General features: G+C 70.9%; 18 protein-coding genes and 1 rRNA gene. 5 read left to right on the top strand and 14 right to left on the bottom strand.

Annotation, left to right across the window (positions count from 1 at the left end; genetic code table 11):
- Positions 1-45: 45 nt before the first annotated feature.
- On the top strand, positions 46-1,812 hold the full coding sequence (gene argS / locus ACLHRZ_RS22150) for an arginine--tRNA ligase (protein WP_490420242.1): 1,767 nt from the start codon (positions 46-48) through the stop codon (positions 1,810-1,812).
- A 20-nt stretch (positions 1,813-1,832) separates the two neighbouring features.
- On the opposite strand, the gene ACLHRZ_RS22145 is transcribed toward argS, so the two are convergent.
- The 6 genes from ACLHRZ_RS22145 to ACLHRZ_RS22120 all read right to left on the bottom strand — a co-directional run bounded on the left by ACLHRZ_RS22145 (position 1,833) and on the right by ACLHRZ_RS22120 (position 8,254).
- Positions 1,833-2,318: an ATP-binding protein gene (locus ACLHRZ_RS22145; RefSeq protein WP_336413175.1), complete on the bottom strand. Its 486-nt coding sequence runs from the start codon at positions 2,316-2,318 to the stop codon at positions 1,833-1,835.
- 138 nt (positions 2,319-2,456) lie between these two features.
- The gene (gene hemB / locus ACLHRZ_RS22140) at positions 2,457-3,449 is read right to left on the bottom strand and encodes a porphobilinogen synthase (protein ID WP_490420241.1); all 993 of its coding nucleotides are present in this window, start codon (positions 3,447-3,449) and stop codon (positions 2,457-2,459) included.
- Complete coding sequence (locus ACLHRZ_RS22135) at positions 3,446-5,095, bottom strand: bifunctional uroporphyrinogen-III C-methyltransferase/uroporphyrinogen-III synthase (protein ID WP_490420240.1); 1,650 nt, start codon at positions 5,093-5,095, stop codon at positions 3,446-3,448. Before ACLHRZ_RS22135 ends, hemB begins: the two co-directional genes overlap by 4 nt.
- Positions 5,092-6,057, bottom strand: coding sequence for a hydroxymethylbilane synthase (gene hemC / locus ACLHRZ_RS22130; protein ID WP_490420239.1), 966 nt, complete (start codon positions 6,055-6,057; stop codon positions 5,092-5,094). Before hemC ends, ACLHRZ_RS22135 begins: the two co-directional genes overlap by 4 nt.
- Positions 6,054-7,472: a glutamyl-tRNA reductase gene (locus ACLHRZ_RS22125; protein ID WP_490420238.1), complete on the bottom strand. Its 1,419-nt coding sequence runs from the start codon at positions 7,470-7,472 to the stop codon at positions 6,054-6,056. Before ACLHRZ_RS22125 ends, hemC begins: the two co-directional genes overlap by 4 nt.
- Positions 7,469-8,254 carry a redox-sensing transcriptional repressor Rex gene (locus ACLHRZ_RS22120; protein WP_490420237.1) on the bottom strand — a complete coding sequence of 262 codons (786 nt, stop codon included), beginning with the start codon at positions 8,252-8,254 and terminating at the stop codon, positions 7,469-7,471. Before ACLHRZ_RS22120 ends, ACLHRZ_RS22125 begins: the two co-directional genes overlap by 4 nt.
- A gap of 387 nt (positions 8,255-8,641) precedes the next feature.
- On the opposite strand from ACLHRZ_RS22120, the gene ACLHRZ_RS22115 reads away from it, so the two are divergent.
- From ACLHRZ_RS22115 to ACLHRZ_RS22100, 4 genes are all read left to right on the top strand, one after another.
- Positions 8,642-8,920, top strand: a complete 279-nt coding sequence (locus tag ACLHRZ_RS22115) for a glutaredoxin family protein (RefSeq protein ID WP_490420236.1) — start codon at positions 8,642-8,644, stop codon at positions 8,918-8,920.
- Between the two features lie 89 nt (positions 8,921-9,009).
- Complete coding sequence (locus ACLHRZ_RS22110) at positions 9,010-9,957, top strand: HAD family hydrolase (protein WP_490420235.1); 948 nt, start codon at positions 9,010-9,012, stop codon at positions 9,955-9,957.
- Between the two features lie 416 nt (positions 9,958-10,373).
- Positions 10,374-11,171 carry an ECF subfamily RNA polymerase sigma factor, BldN family gene (locus tag ACLHRZ_RS22105; protein WP_490420234.1) on the top strand — a complete coding sequence of 266 codons (798 nt, stop codon included), beginning with the start codon at positions 10,374-10,376 and terminating at the stop codon, positions 11,169-11,171.
- A 192-nt stretch (positions 11,172-11,363) separates the two neighbouring features.
- Positions 11,364-12,557: a DUF5667 domain-containing protein gene (locus ACLHRZ_RS22100; protein ID WP_490420233.1), complete on the top strand. Its 1,194-nt coding sequence runs from the start codon at positions 11,364-11,366 to the stop codon at positions 12,555-12,557.
- A gap of 33 nt (positions 12,558-12,590) precedes the next feature.
- Here the strand turns inward: ACLHRZ_RS22100 and ACLHRZ_RS22095 are convergent, their stop codons facing one another.
- The 8 genes from ACLHRZ_RS22095 to rrf form a co-directional block, all read right to left on the bottom strand.
- Complete coding sequence (locus ACLHRZ_RS22095) at positions 12,591-13,619, bottom strand: lysophospholipid acyltransferase family protein (protein WP_490420232.1); 1,029 nt, start codon at positions 13,617-13,619, stop codon at positions 12,591-12,593.
- A gap of 14 nt (positions 13,620-13,633) precedes the next feature.
- On the bottom strand, positions 13,634-14,680 hold the full coding sequence (locus ACLHRZ_RS22090; RefSeq protein WP_490420231.1) for an NAD-dependent epimerase/dehydratase family protein: 1,047 nt from the start codon (positions 14,678-14,680) through the stop codon (positions 13,634-13,636).
- Positions 14,681-14,883: 203 nt separating this feature from the next.
- Complete coding sequence (locus tag ACLHRZ_RS22085) at positions 14,884-14,982, bottom strand: 30S ribosomal protein bS22 (RefSeq protein ID WP_003948845.1); 99 nt, start codon at positions 14,980-14,982, stop codon at positions 14,884-14,886.
- A gap of 110 nt (positions 14,983-15,092) precedes the next feature.
- Positions 15,093-15,302 (bottom strand): helix-turn-helix domain-containing protein, encoded by a 210-nt coding sequence (locus ACLHRZ_RS22080; RefSeq protein ID WP_067299677.1) that lies wholly within the window; start codon positions 15,300-15,302, stop codon positions 15,093-15,095.
- Positions 15,303-15,430: 128 nt separating this feature from the next.
- Positions 15,431-16,249: a phosphatase gene (locus tag ACLHRZ_RS22075; protein WP_490420230.1), complete on the bottom strand. Its 819-nt coding sequence runs from the start codon at positions 16,247-16,249 to the stop codon at positions 15,431-15,433.
- A 117-nt stretch (positions 16,250-16,366) separates the two neighbouring features.
- The gene (locus tag ACLHRZ_RS22070) at positions 16,367-17,560 is read right to left on the bottom strand and encodes an acetoin utilization protein AcuC (RefSeq protein WP_490420229.1); all 1,194 of its coding nucleotides are present in this window, start codon (positions 17,558-17,560) and stop codon (positions 16,367-16,369) included.
- Complete coding sequence (locus tag ACLHRZ_RS22065) at positions 17,529-18,710, bottom strand: MFS transporter (protein WP_490420228.1); 1,182 nt, start codon at positions 18,708-18,710, stop codon at positions 17,529-17,531. The genes ACLHRZ_RS22070 and ACLHRZ_RS22065 overlap by 32 nt, the downstream gene beginning before the upstream one ends.
- 57 nt (positions 18,711-18,767) lie before the next feature.
- A 5S ribosomal RNA gene (gene rrf, locus ACLHRZ_RS22060) occupies positions 18,768-18,884 on the bottom strand.
- Between the last annotated feature and the right edge of the window lie 81 nt (positions 18,885-18,965).

Here is an 18,965-nt window from a genome sequence, read left to right as displayed (position 1 = left end):
CGGTGCCATCACCACAATGCCGTCTACCGGAATGGCACCCATCCCATGGCTTCGGTTCCCTCTCTCGCTTCCACGCTCCAGCAGCGCATCTCGGACGCCCTCTCGGCCGCCCTGCCGGAGGCCGGTTCCGCCGACCCGCTGCTGCGACGGAGCGACCGGGCGGACTTCCAGGCCAACGGCATGCTGGCGCTGGCGAAGAGGCTCAAGGGCAATCCGCGGGAGCTGGCGGCCAAGGTCGTCGAGGGCCTGCCGGCCGGTGGTCTGATCGAGGAGATCGAGGTCTCGGGCCCGGGCTTCCTGAACATCACGGTCTCGGACCGGGCGATCACCGAGACGCTGGCGGCGCGGGTCGCGGACGCGCGTCTGGGCGTGCCGTTGAAGGAGAAGCCGGGCACGACGGTCATCGACTGGGCCCAGCCGAACGTGGCCAAGGAGATGCACGTCGGTCACCTGCGGTCGGCGGTGATCGGCGATGCCGTCGTGAAGATCCTGGAGTTCGCGGGCGAGAAGGTCGTCAGCCGCCACCACATCGGCGACTGGGGCACCCAGTTCGGCATGCTCATCCAGTACTTGCTGGAGCACCCGCACGAGCTGGACCACGAGGGCGAGCAGGACCAGGCCGCCTCGGGCGAGGAGGCGATGTCGAACCTCAACCGCCTGTACAAGGCCTCGCGTGCGCTGTTCGACGCGGATGCGGACTTCAAGGAGCGTGCGCGCCGCCGCGTGGTGGACCTGCAGGCGGGCGACGAGGAGACGCTCGCGCTGTGGCAGCGGTTCGTCGACGAGTCGAAGATCTACTTCTACTCGGTCTTCGACAAGCTGGACATGACGATCGAGGACGCGGACGTGGTCGGCGAGTCCGGCTACAACCACATGCTGGCCGAGACGTGCCGCCTGCTGGAGGAGTCCGGCGTCGCGGTGCGGTCGGAGGGCGCGCTGTGCGTGTTCTTCGAGGACGTCAAGGGTCCCGACGGCAACCCGGTGCCGCTGATCGTGCAGAAGTCGGACGGCGGTTTCGGCTATGCGGCGACGGACCTGTCGGCGATCCGCAACCGCGTGCAGGAACTGGGCGCGGACACCCTGATCTACGTGGTGGACGCGCGGCAGTCGCTGCACTTCAAGATGGTCTTCGAGACGGCCCGCCGGGCGGGCTGGCTGAATGGCGAAGTCAAGGCCGTGCAGCTGGCGTTCGGCACGGTGCTGGGCAAGGACGGCAAGCCGTTCAAGACCCGTGAGGGCGAGACGGTGCGTCTGGTGGACCTGCTGGACGAGGCCGTGGAGCGCGCGGCGACGGTGGTGCGCGAGAAGGCGCAGGACCTCTCCGAGGAGGAGATCGCCGAGCGCGCCGCGCAGGTGGGCATCGGCGCGGTGAAGTACGCGGACCTGTCGACGTCGGCCATCCGCGACTACAAGTTCGATCTGGACCAGATGGTTTCGCTCAACGGCGACACCAGCGTCTACCTCCAGTACGCGTACGCGCGGATCCAGTCGATCCTGCGCAAGGCGGGGGACGTCTCCCCGAAGGCGCACCCGGAGCTGGCGCTGGCCCCGGCGGAGCGCGCGCTGGCGCTGCACCTGGACGAGTTCGCGGAGATCCTGGCGGGGGCGGCGGAGACCTACGAGCCGCACAAGCTGGCCGCGTACCTGTACCAGTTGGCGTCGGCGTACACGACGTTCTACGACCAGTGCCCGGTGCTCAAGGCGGAGTCGGCGGAGCTCGTGGAGAACCGTCTGTTCCTGTGCGACCTGACGGCGCGCACCCTGCGGCAGGGTATGGCGCTGCTGGGCCTGCGGACGCCCGAGCGCCTGTAGGCAGCCGCCTCTCAACTGCCTTATGCGACAGGGCCCTTCCCGGACCGGGAGGGGCCCTGTCGCACACCGGCGCCCGCTCCGGCACCGAGTTCGAACCAGATGAGCTTGCCGACGAGCCCCTGGGGCTGGTCGCGCAGGGCGAATCCGCCCCAGCTGTCGGCGCACCACTGCACCAGCCCGAGCCCGCGCCCCTGTTCGGCCTCGGTCTCGGCGTCGGGGAGGGAGACGGTGTCGAGCGCGGGGAGGCGGGGGTTGGTGTCCCAGACGGCGACGCGCACGCGGTCGCCCTCGCGTTTGACGCGGACGGAGGCGGGGCCGTCGCTGTAGCGGTAGGCGTTGGTGACGAGCTCGGAGGTCAGCAGCTCGGCGGTGTCGGCCAGTTCGAGGAATCCGTGTTCCTCGAAGATGGTGCGCAGGGTGCGCCGTGCGATGCACGGCGCCATGGGGTCGGGAGGGACCTGGAGCGTGTACTCCCAGTCATCCGTGAGTTCGGGATCATGACTCATGCACGCCTCCGTAGCGTAAGCATCCTGACACGCACAGTAGTCATGTTGGTTTGCGAACGCCGGATCAAGCCCGATTCCCGGAGACTCAACCTGTGTGGGTGACGGGCGCTTTCGGCCCGTCACCCCCTGCCCAGGCCCTTACAGCCCCCGCGCGACCTCGGTCGCCCAGTACGTCAGGATCATGTTCGCACCGGCCCGCTTGATGCCGGTGAGGGCCTCGAGGATCGCGCGGTCGCGGTCGATCCACCCGTTGGCGGCCGCCGCCTCGATCATCGCGTACTCGCCGGAGATCTGGTACGCCGCCACCGGCACGTCCACGGAGTCCGCGACCCGCTGCAGCACGTCCAGGTACGGCAGCGCCGGCTTGACCATCACCATGTCGGCGCCCTCGGCGAGGTCCAGCTCCAGCTCGCGCAGCGATTCGCGGGCGTTCGCCGGGTCCTGCTGGTAGGTCTTGCGGTCGCCCTGGAGGGACGAGCCGACGGCCTCGCGGAAGGGCCCGTAGAACGCGGACGCGTACTTGGCCGTGTAGGCGAGGACGGAGACGTCCTCGTGCCCGGTCTGGTCGAGGGCGTCGCGGATAACGCCGACCTGGCCGTCCATCATGCCGCTGGGGCCCACCACATGGACGCCCGCGTCGGCCTGGACCTGCGCCATCTCGGCGTAGCGCTCCAGCGTCGCGTCGTTGTCCACGCGGCCCTGCCCGTCGAGCACGCCGCAGTGGCCGTGGTCGGTGTACTCGTCCAGGCAGAGGTCGGACATGATGACGAGCTCGTCGCCGACCTCCGCCTTCACGTCCCGGATGGCGACCTGGAGGATGCCGTCGGGGTCCGTCCCGGCGGTGCCCAGGGCGTCCTTCTTCGCGTCCTCGGGCACGCCGAAGAGCATGATCCCGGCGACGCCCGCCTCCAGCGCCTCGACCGCGGCCTTGCGCAGCGTGTCGCGGGTGTGCTGGACGACCCCCGGCATGGCGGAGATCGGCACCGGCTCGGCGATGCCCTCCCGCACGAAGGCGGGCAGGATCAGGTCGGCCGGGTCCAGCCGGTGCTCCGCGACCATGCGCCGCATGGCGGGCGTGGTGCGCAGCCGGCGGGGCCGCGATCCGGGGAAGGTTCCGTACGTCGTGCTCAACTCCGTGCCCTTCTGCGCGATCCGGGCCGTCGCTCGCTCGGACGGGTGACCGGATCGCCGGCCTCCAGGGCCGCGTCGCGCCGGGCCGCGCCGAACTCCGCGAGCGCCTCGGCGAGTTTGTGCACCGAGGGCTCGGGCGACAGCACGTCCACCCGCAGGCCGTGTTCCTCCGCGGTCTTCGCGGTGGCCGGTCCGATGCAGGCGATGACGGTGACATTGTGCGGCTTGCCGGCGATGCCGACCAGGTTCCGCACGGTGGAGGACGAGGTGAACAGCACGGCGTCGAAGCCGCCGCCCTTGATCGCCTCGCGGGTCTCGGCCGGCGGCGGCGAGGCGCGCACGGTCCGGTAGGCCGTGACGTCGTCGACCTCCCAGCCCAGCTCGATCAGGCCGGCCACCAGGGTCTCGGTGGCGATGTCGGCGCGCGGCAGGAAGACGCGGTCGATCGGGTCGAAGACCGGGTCGTAGGGCGGCCAGTCCTCCAGCAGGCCGGCGGCCGACTGCTCGCCGCTGGGCACCAGGTCCGGCTTGACGCCGAACTCGATCAGCGACCGGGCGGTCTGCTCGCCGACGGCCGCGACCTTGATGCCGGCGAAGGCGCGCGCGTCGAGCCCGTACTCCTCGAACTTCTCGCGCACCGCCTTGACGGCGTTGACGGACGTGAAGGCGATCCACTCGTAGCGGCCGGTGACCAGGCCCTTGACCGCGCGCTCCATCTGCTGCGGGGTGCGCGGCGGTTCGACGGCGATGGTCGGCACCTCGTGCGGCACGGCGCCGTACGAGCGGAGCTGGTCGGAGAGCGAGGCGGCCTGCTCCTTGGTCCGCGGGACGAGGACGTTCCAGCCGAAGAGCGGCTTGGACTCGAACCACGAGAGCCGGTCGCGCCGTGCGGCCGCGCTGCGCTCGCCGACCACGGCTATGACGGGCTGCCGGCCGTCGGGCGAGGGCAGCACCTTGGCGGCCTTGAGCACCTGGGCGACCGTGCCGAGGGTGGCGGTCCAGGTGCGCTGGCGGGTGGTGGTGCCGGCCACGGTGACGCTCACCGGCGTCTCGGGCTTGCGCCCGGCGGAGACCAGCTCGCCGGCCGCGGAGACGACCGCGTCGAGCGTGGTGGAGACGACCGCGGTGGTCTCGCTCGCGCCGACCTCGCTCCAGCAGGTGGCGGTGGCGGTGCGGGCGTCGACGAAACGGACGTCGCCGCCCTGGCCGTCGCGCAGCGGCACACCGGCGTACGCGGGCACGCCGACGGCCGTGGCGACGCCCGGCACGACCTCGAAGGTGATGCCGCCGTCGGCGCAGGCCAGCATCTCGTCGGCGGCGTTGCCGTCGAGCCCGGGGTCGCCGAGCACGGCACGGACGACCCGCTTGCCGCCGCGCGCGGCCGACATGACAAGATTGGCCGTGTCCCTGAGTACGGGGATGTCCGCGGTTTTTGATGCCTCGTCAGTAACCGTCTGCGCAGGCATGTCCACATGGGCGCGCGCATGCGTGCGCACCACGTCGAGCACCTGCGGATCGGCGATCAGGACGTCCGCGGCCGCCAGCGCCTCCACGGCGCGCAGCGTCAGCAGTCCCGGGTCTCCGGGTCCGGCACCGAGGAAGGTGACGTGCCCGTGCGTGGGGTGGTTCGGGGCGGTGGGGTTCAAAGTGCTCGCTCCCCCATAAGACCGGCCGCACCCTTGTCGAGCATCTCCGCGGCGAGCAACTGCCCCATGGCAACTGCCTCTTCGCTGGACGCCGGCACGGGACCGGTGATGGACAGCTGCACCAGCGTGGAGCCGTCGGTGGTGCCGACGACGCCGCGCAGGCGCATTTCGGTGACAACCTGCCCGACGGCCAGAAGGTCGGCCAGTGCGCCCACGGGTGCACTGCAGCCGGCCTCCAGGGCGGCGAGCAGGGAACGCTCGGCGGTCACGGCGGCCCGCGTGTACGGGTCGTCGAGCTCGGCGAGCGTGGCGGCGAGGGGCGCGTTGGTCGCGGCGCACTCGATCGCCAGGGCCCCCTGGCCGGGGGCGGGCAAAACTGCGTCGGTCTCCAGGAACTGGGTGGCGTCCCCGATCCTGCCGAGGCGGGTCAGACCGGCGGCGGCGAGCACGACGGCGTCCAGCTCGCCCTTGGCGACGTAGCCGAGCCGGGTGTCGATGTTGCCGCGGATCGGCACGGTCTCGATGCGCCGTCCGAGCGTGCGCGCCCAGGAGTTGAGCTGCGCCATGCGGCGCGGCGAGCCGGTTCCGATGCGGGCGCCGTCCGGAAGTTCCTCGAAAGTCAGCCCGTCGCGGGCCACCAGCACGTCGCGCGGGTCCACGCGGACCGGGATCGCGGCGAGCGCGAGGTCGTCCGGCTGGTGGGTCGGCAGGTCCTTCAGCGAGTGCACGGCGAAGTCGATCTCACCCGCGAGCAGTGCGTCGCGCAGCGCGGAGACGAAGACGCCGGTGCCGCCGATCTGCGCGAGGTGCTCGCGCGAGACGTCGCCGTACGTGGTGATCTCGACCAGCTCGACGGGGCGGCCGGTGAGCTGCTGCACTGCCTCGGCGACCTGCCCCGACTGGGCCATGGCCAGCTTGCTGCGGCGGGTGCCGAGGCGCAGCGGTGTAGTGGTGTCGTTCATGACGGCTCCCGTGAGGTCCGCGTGTCGGCGCGGCTGACGGCAGCCACGGCCTGCGGATCGAGGTCGAAGAGTTCCCGCAGCGCATCGGCGTAGCCGGCGCCGCCGGGGGTGGAGGCGAGCTCCTTGACCCGCACGGTGGGCGCATGGAGGAGCTTGTCGACGACGCGGCGCACGGTCTGCGTGATCTCCGCGCGCTGCTTGTCGTCCAGGCCGGGCAGCCGCCCGTCGAGCCGGGCCATCTCGCCGGCCACGACACCGGCGGCCATGGTGCGCAGGGCGACCACGGTCGGCGTGATGTGCGCGGCCCGCTGCGCGGCGCCGAAGGCGGCGACCTCGTCGGAGACGATGGCGCGCACCTGGTCGACGTCGGCGGCCATGGGGGCGTCGGCGGAGGCCTCGGCCAGGGTCTCGATGTCGACGAGCCGGGCGCCACCGATGCGGTGCACGGCGGCGTCGACGTCCCGCGGCATGGCGAGGTCGAGCAGGGCGAGTCCGGTGCCGGCGCCCTGGCGGGCGGCCGACGGACCCGGGTCCGTCGCGTCGGCGGAAGCGTCTGCGGCCCCGCGGGCCGCCAGCGCGTCCCGGACGTCGTCCGCCGTCAGCACCAGGCCCGTTGCACCCGTGCAGCTCACCACGACGTCCGCGAGCGCCAGCTCGCCGGCCACGGCGGCCATCCCCACTGCCGAGGCCGTGAGGCCCCCGGAACCGCCGGAGGCGCCCGGCTCCGTGAGGATCCGGGCGAGCCGCTCGGCCCGGTCCAGGGTGCGGTTGGCGACGGACACGTGCGCCACGCCCGCGCGCGCGAGCGTGGCGGCGGCGAGCGAGGACATCGAGCCTGCGCCGATGACCAGGGCGCGCTTGCCCGCGATCCAGTCGGCCACCGGCACGTCGCGGGCGAGCCGCTCCAGGCCGAAGGTGACCAGGGACTGGCCCGCCTTGTCGATGCCCGTCTCGCTGTGGGCGCGCTTGCCCACCCGCAGGGCCTGCTGGAACAGGTCGTTCAGCAGCCGCCCGGCGGTGTGCAGCTCCTGGCCGAGGGCGAGCGCGTCCTTGATCTGGCCGAGGATCTGGCCCTCGCCGACGACCATCGAGTCCAGCCCGCACGCCACCGAGAAGAGGTGGTGGACGGCCCGGTCCTCGTAGTGCACGTACAGGTACGGGGTGAGCTCCTCCAGGCCGACGCCCGAGTGCCGGGCGAGCAGCGTGGACAGCTCGGCCACACCGGCGTGGAACTTGTCCACGTCGGCGTAGAGCTCGATGCGGTTGCAGGTGGCGAGCACGGCCGCCTCGGTGGCGGGCTCGGCGGCCAGCGTGTCGTGCACCAGGCGCGCCTGCGTCTCGCGCGCGAGGGCGGCCCGCTCCAGCACGCTCACGGGCGCGCTGCGGTGGCTCAGTCCGACGACCAGGAGGCTCATGCCGGCATCACGGCGGGGACGTCCCCCTCCGGTCCCTTCCTGCCGCCCGTGGCCGGGCGCGCGGCAACGGCGGCCGCCGCGGCGGCGCCTGCGGCACCGGCGGACGGCGCGGTGGTCTCCTCGCCGGCCTTGCGCTGCTCGTGGAAGGCGAGGATCTGCAGCTCGATCGACAGGTCGACCTTGCGGACGTCCACGCCCTCCGGAACGGCCAGCACGGTGGGCGCGAAGTTGAGGATCGAGGTGACCCCGGCCGCCACGAGCCGGTCGCAGACCTGCTGCGCGGCACCGGCGGGGGTCGCGATGACGCCGATGGAGACGCCGTTGTCCTCGATGATCGACTCGAGTTCGTCGGTGTGCCGCACGGGCAGCCCGGCGACCGGCCGGCCGGTCATGGCGGGGTCTGCGTCGATCAGGGCCGCGACACGGAAGCCGCGCGAGGCGAAGCCGCCGTAGTTGGCCAGGGCGGCGCCGAGGTTGCCGATGCCGACGATCACGACCGGCCAGTCCTGGGTGAGGCCGAGTTCGCGGGAGATCTGGTAGACGAGGTACTCGACGTCGTAGCCGACACCGCGGGTGCCGTAGGAGCCGAGGTAGCTGAAGTCCTTGCGGAGCTTGGCGGAATTGACGCCCGCCGCGGCCGCGAGCTCCTCGGAGGAGACCGTGGGGACCGAGCGCTCGGAGAGCGCGGTCAGCGCACGCAGATACAGCGGTAGCCGGGCGACGGTGGCCTCGGGAATCCCTCGGCTTCGGGTCGCCGGTCGGTGAGTTCGGCCAGTTGCCACGGTGCTCCTGCGGGTAGAGCGGGGCTGCAGGCGGCGCCTCGTCCCAGGACCGCCCCGTCGAACGCAGGCTATGCCTTTGTGAACGCGTGCACAAAGATGGTGTCCGCTTTGTCCGGGCAAAGTGACCGGGCTCACGCGGTCTTTAGGCCCACTCCGGGAACCAATGCCCGCGCCGTTGCGACCGTCACACAGGCCGCACGCGCACCACAGGTGCGTCGACGGGGACACGGGCGTTCACTCCTCACCGCACTGCTTCCTCTTCGGACAAAACGCCCACGATGGCAGTCGACTCAGGCATCCGGATTCTCCGCCCGGACACCCGGCGGGACCCCTGCGGGACGACGGCGCGACAGCTGCCCCGCGGCGGCACCCGGCACAATGACGGACATGAGCCCGCTGCTGCGCCGTAGCGCCCGCAAGAACCCCGCCGATTCCATGGTCACTCTGATCGGCAAGCCCGGCTGCCATCTCTGCGACGACGCCGAGGCCGTGATCGAGCGGGTCTGCGGCGAACTGGGCGCGCGCTGGGAGAAGAAGGACATCGAGCAGGACGCGGAACTGCACCGTAAGTACTGGGAACAGATTCCGGTCGTCCTCGTCGACGGTGAGCAGCACGACTTCTGGCGGGTGAATCCGGACAGGCTGCGCAAGGCACTGGGCGGATAGCCGCCGGGTAGCCGCACCGATACGCAGTGTTCACGCCATCGCATCGTCCCGGCTCCGGATACTCCGAACAAACTGGCTATGCTCACGGCATGGCCGCACTCGGATGGCTCCTTTCCCGCAAGCGCTCCGCCACCGCCCGCAGCGTGCTGGCGGGCGAGGCCTCGGCAGAAGCAGCCCGCAAGTCCGCCCAGGAGAGCGACGAGGCGTCCGCCCCGCTCGAGCCGGAGACCCCCGCGCAGCCCGAGCCGGAATTCCCGGTCGCGGGCGACGAAAAGGCGGCCGCCTTCTTCGACCTCGACAACACCGTGATGCAGGGCGCCGCCATGTTCCACTTCGGGCGCGGCCTCTACAAGCGGCGCTTCTTCGGCAAGCGCGACCTGCTCCGCTTCGCCTGGCAGCAGGCCTATTTCCGGCTGGCCGGCATGGAGGACCCCGAGCACATCCAGGACGCCCGCGACAGCGTGCTGTCCATCGTGAAGGGCCACCGCGTCTCCGAGCTGATGACCATCGGCGAGGAGATCTACGACGAGTACATGGCCGAGCGCATCTGGCCCGGCACCCGCGCCCTCGCCCAGGCCCACCTGGACGCCGGACAGAAGGTCTGGCTCGTCACCGCCGCCCCGGTGGAGACCGCCACGATCATCGCCCGCCGGCTGGGCCTGACCGGCGCACTGGGCACGGTCGCCGAGTCCGTCGGCGGCGTCTACACCGGCAAGCTCGTCGGCGAACTGCTGCACGGCCCGGCCAAGGCCGAGGCCGTCCGCGCGCTCTCCTCCGCCGAGGGCCTGGACCTGTCCCGCTGCGCCGCCTACAGCGACTCCCACAACGACATCCCGATGCTGTCGATCGTCGGGCACCCCTATGCGGTGAATCCCGACGGCCGGCTGCAGAAGCACGCGCGCGAGCACGGCTGGCGGCTGCGCGACTACCGCACCGGCCGCAAGGCCGCGAAGATCGGCATCCCCGCGGCGGCTGCCGTGGGCGCCCTCGCGGGCGGCGCCGCGGCGGCCGTCGCCCTGCACCGGCGCCGCCGCTGACACCCGGCGGGGGCAACTCCGGCCCGTCCCCCCGGGGTTGCCACGCCATCACCACATCGGGCGACAGCCCCGGCGCGCCTCCTCGCCACGGGCCGTAACCGATTTCACCCCGCAGGCAATCCTGTTGTCATACCCCCACATGGCCCACGACAGTCCTTGCGTGTCCGGATTGCCACAACACGCTGCCGAATCGGCCACACCCTCGGCAAAACCGGTCAACTTCCGCTCAGAGTTCGATATTTGATCGAGCAGCAATCGGGCTCAGATCGCATGGAAACGATGATTTGAGCAACTCGGTGTAGCGCTGCCTGTACGAAGGGTTATTCTCCTCAGACGCAAACCGGTACCCACTTGTCCCCACGGCGAGTGAACGGTCCCGCACTGCACGTGATGGAAGCTCTGCCTCTGGGAGTCCCGTGTACCCACACGTCGGGGTTGACGCCTCGGGCCTGGCTACGCTGCGCGCAGCGGTCGTCGACCGTCTGCGCGGCTTCGTCCCCACCGCGTATGCCGTCCCCGCCCTCGCCACACCCGGACCGGCCGTAGGGAACGGCGGCCCGGCCGGTCCCCTCTACGCCCTCGCCGAGAGCAGCGCGGCCGTCGGCAGACGAGCCCGCCGCGGCGCCGCCGCGACCACGACCACCCGCCGCCCGAGCGCCGACAGCGACAGCGCACGCATGCTGGACCTGGTCGAGCGCGCCCAGGCCGGCGAGGCCGAGGCCTTCGGCCGCCTCTACGACCAGTACGCCGACACCGTCTACCGCTACATCTACTACCGGGTCGGCGGCCGGGCCACGGCCGAGGACCTCACGAGTGAGACGTTCCTGCGCGCCCTGCGCCGTATCGGCACCTTCACCTGGCAGGGCCGGGACTTCGGCGCCTGGCTGGTGACCATCGCCCGCAACCTCGTCGCCGACCACTTCAAGTCGTCAAGGTTCCGGCTCGAAGTGACCACGGGAGAGATGCTCGACGCGAACGAGGTCGAGCGCAGCCCGGAGGACTCCGTCCTCGAATCCCTTTCCAACGCAGCCCTGTTGGAGGCGGTGCGCAAACTCAATCCACAGCAGCAGGAGTGCGTCACCCTCCGGTTCCTGCAGGGCCTCTCGGTCGCCGAGACCGCCCGGGTGATGGGGAAGAACGAGGGCGCCATCAAGACCCTCCAGTACCGGGCCGTGCGCACCCTGGCCCGACTCCTGCCGGACGACGCCCGCTGAGACCGTGTGTGCTTCCCCCCGCCCCCGTATCCGCGTAACCCGACTGCCGCGCCACTCGTTGTCCGGGATGCAGACTTCCCGAGGTCGCGCCCAACCCCTGTCTACTCACTCGTTCGAGTGGATGCCCTCAAGGCGTGCAACCCTACTGGTGTCCAGGGGAGTCGACCGTCATGACGAGAGGAGGTGCCGCCCGTGATCGCGAATGTTTCGGCGCACCGGCGGGCGAACGCCTTCGCCCAGGCCCTGGAGGAACAGGACCTCCAGGGCGCGGCGGCTGCACGGCCCGGACCACCGGCGGAGGACGCCGAACAGGCCCGGCTGCTGGCCCTGGCGAGCGGGCTCGGCGAACTGCCGGCCCCCGAGCTGGATCCCGAGGTGAAAACCGTCCAGCGGGCCCAGCTGATCGCCGCCATGGAGAGCCAGTTCGCGGGCGGCGGCACCACGGTCCCCCAGCCGCGCGAAGGCGCGGCCACCGGCCGGGGCGCCCACCGGGCCCTGCCGCTGGGCCGGCTCCGACCGCGCTCCCGCTGGTCCAAGGGGCTCGCGGCCGGCGGGCTCACGGTGGGCGTGGCGGCGGGCGCGTTCGGCGGCGTGGCGTCGGCGAGTTCCAACGCCCTGCCGGGCGACACCCTCTACGGGCTGAAGCGCGGCATCGAGGACCTCAAGCTCGGCATGGCCGACGGCGACGCCGACCGCGGCGGCCTCTTCCTCGACCAGGCGTCGATGCGCCTGGCCGAGGCCCGCCGCCTCATGGAGCGCGGCCGCTCCGGGCACCTCGACCACGAGTCGCTCAGCGAGATCCGCCGCACCCTCTTCGGCATGCAGGAGGACGCGGCCAACGGCCACCGGCTGCTGTACGCGGCCTACCAGCGCGACGGCTCCCTGGGCCCGATCCGCCGGCTGTCCTCGTTCGCCTCCTCGCACCGCGAGGGCTGGAGCCAGCTGCGCGAGCGGCTGCCCCTCCCCCTCACCGATGTGGGGGACAAGGTGAATTCGGTCTTCACCGCCATAGACGATGAAGTCGAGCCGCTGCAGGGCCTGCTGCGGCAGCCCAAGGGCAGGCACGCGGCTCCCGACCGGGGCAGCGCCTCGCCGCACGCCGGAGGCAGCGCGGGCCGTTCCGCGCCCGCCCCGCAGTCCCCGTCCACCACGGACGGCAAGCACCCGAGCAGCAGCCCGCGTTCGTCCGCCCCGGGCAATCGCGACGAGGGCGAGGGGCTCCTCGGCGGTACGGGCCTGCTGCAGCCCGCGCCCGACAGCTCGGGCACGTCCGGCTCCCCGGGCAAGGACGGCAAGCAGTCCGGCAAGCCGCCCATCGTCATCCCGCCGCTGCTGCCCCCGGACGTCCTGCCGGGCCTGGGCATCCACGGCCAGGAAGACAAGTAGGAAACAAGCGCGGTCGGTGTTCTTCCCTCGGACTCAGAAGAACACCGACCGCCGCTGTACCAGCAGCTTGTAGAGGGTGTGCTGAATCGTTTCCCGCACCTGGTCCGTGAGGTTGAACATCAGCATCGGGTCGTCCGCCGCCTCCGGCGAGTACCCGTCCGTGGGGATGGGCTCGCCGAACTGGATCGTCCACTTCGTCGGCAGCGGCACCAGCCCCAGCGGGCCCAGCCACGGCCACGTCGGCGTCAGCGGGAAGTAGGGGAAGCCGAACAGCCGTGCCACCGTTCTGGCGTTACCGACCATGGGGTAGATCTCCTCCGCACCCACGATCGAGCACGGCACGATCGGCGCACCGGCACGCAGTGCCGTGGAGACGAACCCGCCCCGGCCGAAGCGCTGCAGCTTGTACCGCTCGGCGAAGGGCTTCCCGATCCCCTTGAAGCCCTCCGGCATCACCCCCACCAACTCCCCGCGCTCCAGCAGCCCTTGGGCGTCCTCGGCGCAGGCGAGGGTGTGCCCGAGCTTGCGGGAGAGCTCGTTGACGACCGGCAGCCGGAAGACCAGGTCCGCGGCGAGCATCCGCAGGTGCCGCGCGGCCGGGTGCCGGTCGTGGACCGCGACCTGGAGCATCAGGCCGTCCCACGGGAGCGTCCCGGAGTGGTTGGCGACGATCAGCGCCGCACCCTTGTCGGGGATGTTCTCCAGGCCCTTCACCTCGACCCGGAAGTACTTCTCGTAGACCGGCCGCAGCGCGGACATCACGACCTGCTCGGTCAGCTCCTCGTCGAAGCCGAAGTCGTCGACCTCGTACTCGCCCGTGATCCGCCGCCGCAGGAAGCTCAGCCCGTGCGCCAGCCGCCGGTCCCAGCCGCCCTCCTCCGGGGCCTGAGCCGCGCCGGACGGCACCGGCTGGACGTCGGCGGGCTGCTGCGGCTCGTCCCGCTGCGCCGGTACGGGGGTGAGCGGCGCGGACGTCCGGCCGACCCGGCCGCGCGCGGGCCGCTTGGGCCTCCGCTTGGCCCGTGGATCGTCGCCGAACGGGATGACCTTCGCATCCGCCATGGTGGGTGCGCTCCTCAGTTCTGATTGCGGCCGGCAGGCACCAGCGCGGCGATCCGGTCGACGGTACGGGCGAGGGTCTCGGGCGGCAGCAGTCCCGGGCCGCGGCTGCGGGCGAAGTCCGCGAAGGCGTCCGCAGTGGAGTAGCGGGGGTGGAAGCCCAGCGTCTCGCGCATCTGCGTGGTGTCGACGACCCGGCCGTGGGTGAGCAGCCGGACCTGCTCGGGCGAGAAGTCCAGGGCCCCGACCGAGCGCAGCACCGAGCCCACCCAGGTGACGCTGGGCAGGAAGAAGGGGAGGGTGGGGCGCCCGAGCCGTCGGGCGGCCTGGGAGAGCAGCAGAACGCCGTCTCCCGCGATGTTGAAGGTGCCGCTGTTGAGCGTGGAGCGGGCCGGCTCGCCGGTGGCCATGCGCAGCACCTCGATCGCGTCGTCCTCGTGGACGAACTGCAGCCGGGGGTCGAAGCCGAGGACCGTGGGCAGGACGGGCAGCGAGAAGTACTCCGCGAGCGGCGAATCGGCGCAGGGCCCGAGGATGTTGGCGAACCGCAGGACGCACACGGCCACGTCGGGCCGACGGCGCGCGAAGCCGCGCACATAGCCCTCGACCTCGACGGTGTCCTTGGCGAAGCCGCCGCTGGGCAGGGACTTGGGCGGGGTGGTCTCGGTGAAGACGGCGGGGTCGCGGGGTGCGGAGCCGTAGACGTTGGTGCTCGACTTGACCACGAGCCGCTTGACGGAGGGCGTCTTCTGGCAGGCGCCGAGCAGCTGCATGGTGCCGATGACGTTGGTCTCCTTGACCGCGGTCCGGCTGCCCCGCTTGGCCAGCGAGGTGCCGCTGACGTCCATGTGGACGACGGTGTCCACGGCGTGTTCGGCCAGGAGCTTGCCGATCGTGGGGTGGCGGATGTCCGCCCGTATGAATTCGGCCCCGCCGAGGCGGTGCTCGGGTGGCACTGCATCCACCCCGATGACGCGGTCGACGTCGGGCTCGCGCAGGACGCGGCGGACGAAGCGGCCGCCCAGCTGCCGTGCGACTCCGGTGACGAGCACGACCTTCCCCAAGATCAGCGCCTTCCTTCCACCCTCACCCGACCAGAAGTGCCCTGCCGCGGCCACGGTAGCGGGTCGTTGTTGCACTGTGATGACCGCCCGCTGCACCGAGCGACATTTCAAGCCGTAGCGAAAGGCTCACTCACTGCAACGCACCGCAGCCCTCCCACCAGGAACGGTGGAAGGGCTGCGGGACGAACACAGCGGCGTGCCGCTTACTTCTTGTTGCGACGCTGAACGCGCGTGCGCTTGAGCAGCTTGCGGTGCTTCTTCTTGGCCATCCGCTTGCGCCGCTTCTTGATAACAGAGCCCACGACTACCCTCGCTTACATCGATTCACTCGGTGCGGGGCGTCCGAGCCCACACGACCTACATCGGGCCAGCCTACCCGGCACCGGGCGAACAGCGTAATCCGAGGCCCCCGTCAGGCTGTTTCCACCCCCACGTAGGACTCCCGGAGGTACTCGTGCACCGCTTGCTCTGGGACCCGGAAGGACCTGCCCACCCGGATCGCCGGCAGATGACCACTGTGCACCAAGCGGTACACGGTCATCTTGGACACTCGCATCACCGCGGCTACTTCCGCCACGGTCAGGAACACGACCTCGTTGAGAGGCCTTTCGCCAGCAGCCATGACACACCTGAACCTTCCGCACATGACGCGCACCGGCTTCCCCTCCGGTGACTCCTCGTCGCTGCGCGCTCACTCCCCAGAGTAGGGGCGGGTGATGCGAGTGGGGAAGAGGAGCAGCCATCGGCCGCCTACTGTGACAGACACGCTCGATTGAGTACATAGCGAGTAAGCGGTCGGTAGTAATCAGACCGCACAGTGTCATCAAGCGGAACGACCACGGACACCCTCCCCTCGGCCTCCCCGACGAACGGAGCGGGGTCGTCCGAGTCGGCCGGACCGATGGCTTCAATCCCCAGCTGACCTGCCCCGCAGAGCCACCCGTGGTCCCCGATGACCAGGTCGGGCAGGGGGCCGCCGGCATCGGCGGCAGCGTCCAGGGCGATCCGAACCGGGAGGGGTGAATGCGTATGCGCGCCCGGCTCACTCCCCGACGCCCGCGCGCCGGGTTCACGCATCAGCGCGACTCCTCGGACGTAGTCAAGGTTGTAAGTGCGTACCCCGAACCGGGTCGTTATGTCGACACTTCGACCCTGCGCCAGGGTGAGGACTTCGCATCCCGCCGCCGAGAGGCCGGCGGCCAACCCGGCGTAGAAGTCCAGGAGCCGGTGCGGGTGACCGGTCCCGAGCAGCACCGCACCGCGCCGCCCGGCCACCGCGCCGAGCCGCTCGGCGAAGGCACCGAGTGCCACGATCGTCCGCTCCGGATCGATCACGTCCTGCCCGGAAGTGAGCCGGGGATCGGCTGAAACCCCACACCTGTTGCTCATCAGACGTAACAAGTCCTCGAAGCGCCAGTCACATTCAGGCTCAAGACCGATCAGCACCCGCGGATCCCCCGCGACGAACCCCCGGTACCGCCGAAGACTCCCTTCCCGCGAGGTCGCCACGGTCCCGGCAAGCCCGGAGGAGAGCAGGTGCGCGCGGAGGGAGGAGGCGGTGCTCACCATCGGGCCCTCCTGGTTGTGGGCAGGCGTTCCGCAGGGCTGGGGGCACCTCCCAGCGGTAGCTGGGGGAGGGTGGGCACAACCGGCCCACCGGCAGCAACCGAAACCGGTACCCATGGCCTAGGGCAACAGCCCGTGCGCCGGAAACACAGCCCGCCGCACGGCGAGCACGGCCTGGTCCACCCGATCCGCAGGGTCGTACCCCGACTCCCCGAAGTCCCGCCACTCGGGCGTCAGCCCGTCCGTCATCCGCAACGGCCCCAACTCCCGCGTCCGCCGGAACACTTCCCCCCGCCATTCCTCCGGCACCGCAGCCGTCGGCGGGACAGGCCGCCCGGCCGCGATCCCCACCAGATGCGTCCACGACCGCGGCACCACGTCCACCACCGCGTACCCGCCCCCGCCCAACGCGACCCAGCGCCCCGCGGCATGTTCATGGGCCAGCGCATGGCACGCCTCCGCCGCCATCCGCTGCGCGTCCAGCGACACCGCCAGATGCGCCAGCGGATCGTCGAAGTGCGTGTCGGCACCGTGCTGGCTCACCACCACCTGCGGCCGGAACGCGGCCAGCAGCTCGGGCACCACGGCGTGGAACGCCCGCAGCCACCCGGCGTCCCCGGTCCCCGCCGGCAGCGCCACGTTCACCGCACTGCCCTCCGCGCCCGGCGCACCCGTCTCCTCGGGCCAACCGGTCTGCGGGAAAAGGGTCCTGGGGTGCTCGTGCAGCGAAACCGTCAGCACCCGCGGGTCCTCCCAGAAGGCCGCCTGCACGCCGTCGCCGTGGTGCACGTCCACATCGATGTACACGACCCGCTCGGCCCCGAGCTCGAGCAGCCGGGCCACCGCCAGGGCGGCATCGTTGTAGATGCAGAACCCCGAGGCGCCGCCCGGCATGGCGTGGTGCAGCCCGCCCGCGAAATTCACCGCATGGGTCGCTTCCCCGCTCCACACCGCCTCGGCCGCGGCGACGGACTGGCCGGCGATCAGGGCCGAGGCCTCGTGCATGCCGGCAAAGGCCGGTACATCGGTGGTCCCGATCCCGTAAGGGAGAAAGGCCGCGGCATCGGCATGCGGTACGGCCCCGGGATCCGCCGAAGCCGCGCGCACGGCAGCGATGTAGTCCTCGCGGTGCACAAGCCGCAGCGTCGACTCCCCCGCCGGAGGTGCCGCCACGACGCGCACCGCCTTGTCCAGCCCGAAGGCCTCGACCAGACGCATCGTCAACGCGAGCCGCACCGGGTCCATCGGATGTCCGGGACCGAAGTCGTAGCCCGTTACTGCCTCATCCCACATCAGCTGTGCGCGGCCGCTCATGACCGTCACCGTATCGGTCGGACAACACCGCGAACGAGCGGACGTACAACAACGTTGCAAGAACGAGTGTCATCGGCACACACATCGCCCCGCGATAACTCCACACCTCTCCCAGAGCACCCACGAGAGGCGAACCGAGCAGAAATCCCACGTAGTTGAAGACATTGAGCCGGGCCACGGCGGCATCGTCCTCGGCGGCGGCGAAGATCTGCGGCACGATGACGCACAGCCCGATGCCCAGGAGGGTGAACCCGCCTATCCCCACCCACGCTCCGGGCGCCACCGCCACCACGGCAAAACCACCCGCAGCAACCACGGCCCCGGCACGGACGACGGCCACCGCACCGAAACGCCGAACCGTCAGATCCCCGAGCGAACGGCCGATCAGCGTGGTCGCCATGTAGACGTTGTAGGGCACGGTCGCGAGCTGTTCGGAGCCGTGCAGCACCGAATGCAGGTATGTGGCACTCCAGTTGGAGACCGTGGAATCACCGATATAGGCGAAGGTCATGACGAGACAGAGGGGCAACAGCCCACGAACAGCACCCGGTTCGGACGCCTGACGTCCCGAGTCCGGGTCCGGCTCCACTGCGGTCCGGACGACATACCACCGGCTCGCGATGAACGCCGCCGGCAGGACGACGGCCACGACGGGCACGTCCAGCCGGGCCAACGACAGCCCCTGATGCGCTCCCAGCCAGGCGAGCGACGCCCCGGCAATCCCTCCCAGGCTGTACGCGGCATGAAAGCCGAGCATGATGCTGCGCCCGTACGCACGCTGCAGGCTCACCCCGAGCATGTTCATCGACGCGTCCAGCGCACCCACGGCGAGCCCGAACACCCCGAGCCCGCAGGCCGCTTGCCACAGCCGGTCCCCCACGGCCACCGCCGGCAGCGCGAGGCAGACGACGGGCTGCACCCAGCGCAGTACATACGCGGGCGGCACTCTCCGCACCAGCCGCCCGGTGACCACGCTGCCCACCCCGGCCAGGATCGGCACGGCGGCGAGGAAGACGGGTAACAGTCCGTCGGACATCCCGTACTGATCCTTGAGCGCCGGGATCCGGGTGACGAGGAGGGCGAAGACGACCCCCTGGACACAGAAGCTGACGGTGAGGGCGAGTCGGCCGTGCCGTATGTGGGATGGCATAACGCAAAAATGCCGCAGGCCCCGGTCAAAGACCAGGGCCTGCGGCTATCACATTTAGTTCGGCGGCGTCCTACTCTCCCACACGGTCCCCCATGCAGTACCATCGGCGCTGAAAGGCTTAGCTTCCGGGTTCGGAATGTAACCGGGCGTTTCCCTAACGCTATGACCACCGAAACACTATGAAGATGACAACCCGGCCGTAATCACGGGTCGTTACTTCAGAACCTACACAGTGGACGCGAGCAACTGAGGACA

This window comes from Streptomyces sp. AM25, assembly GCF_058146165.1.
This window is presented reverse-complemented; position numbering and strand designations above follow the sequence as displayed.

Excerpts from the sequence above, each read along its gene's own strand:
- argS (WP_490420242.1), top strand. The coding sequence starts at position 46 with ATGGCTTCGGTTCCCTCTCTCGCTTCCACGCTCCAGCAGCGCATCTCG.
- ACLHRZ_RS22145 (WP_336413175.1), bottom strand. The coding sequence starts at position 2,318 with ATGAGTCATGATCCCGAACTCACGGATGACTGGGAGTACACGCTCCAG.
- hemC (WP_490420239.1), bottom strand. The coding sequence starts at position 6,057 with ATGAACGACACCACTACACCGCTGCGCCTCGGCACCCGCCGCAGCAAG.
- ACLHRZ_RS22125 (WP_490420238.1), bottom strand. The coding sequence starts at position 7,472 with ATGAGCCTCCTGGTCGTCGGACTGAGCCACCGCAGCGCGCCCGTGAGC.
- ACLHRZ_RS22115 (WP_490420236.1), top strand. The coding sequence starts at position 8,642 with ATGAGCCCGCTGCTGCGCCGTAGCGCCCGCAAGAACCCCGCCGATTCC.
- ACLHRZ_RS22110 (WP_490420235.1), top strand. The coding sequence starts at position 9,010 with ATGGCCGCACTCGGATGGCTCCTTTCCCGCAAGCGCTCCGCCACCGCC.
- ACLHRZ_RS22095 (WP_490420232.1), bottom strand. The coding sequence starts at position 13,619 with ATGGCGGATGCGAAGGTCATCCCGTTCGGCGACGATCCACGGGCCAAG.
- ACLHRZ_RS22080 (WP_067299677.1), bottom strand. The coding sequence starts at position 15,302 with ATGGCTGCTGGCGAAAGGCCTCTCAACGAGGTCGTGTTCCTGACCGTG.
- ACLHRZ_RS22075 (WP_490420230.1), bottom strand. The coding sequence starts at position 16,249 with ATGGTGAGCACCGCCTCCTCCCTCCGCGCGCACCTGCTCTCCTCCGGG.
- ACLHRZ_RS22070 (WP_490420229.1), bottom strand. The coding sequence starts at position 17,560 with ATGAGCGGCCGCGCACAGCTGATGTGGGATGAGGCAGTAACGGGCTAC.
- ACLHRZ_RS22065 (WP_490420228.1), bottom strand. The coding sequence starts at position 18,710 with ATGCCATCCCACATACGGCACGGCCGACTCGCCCTCACCGTCAGCTTC.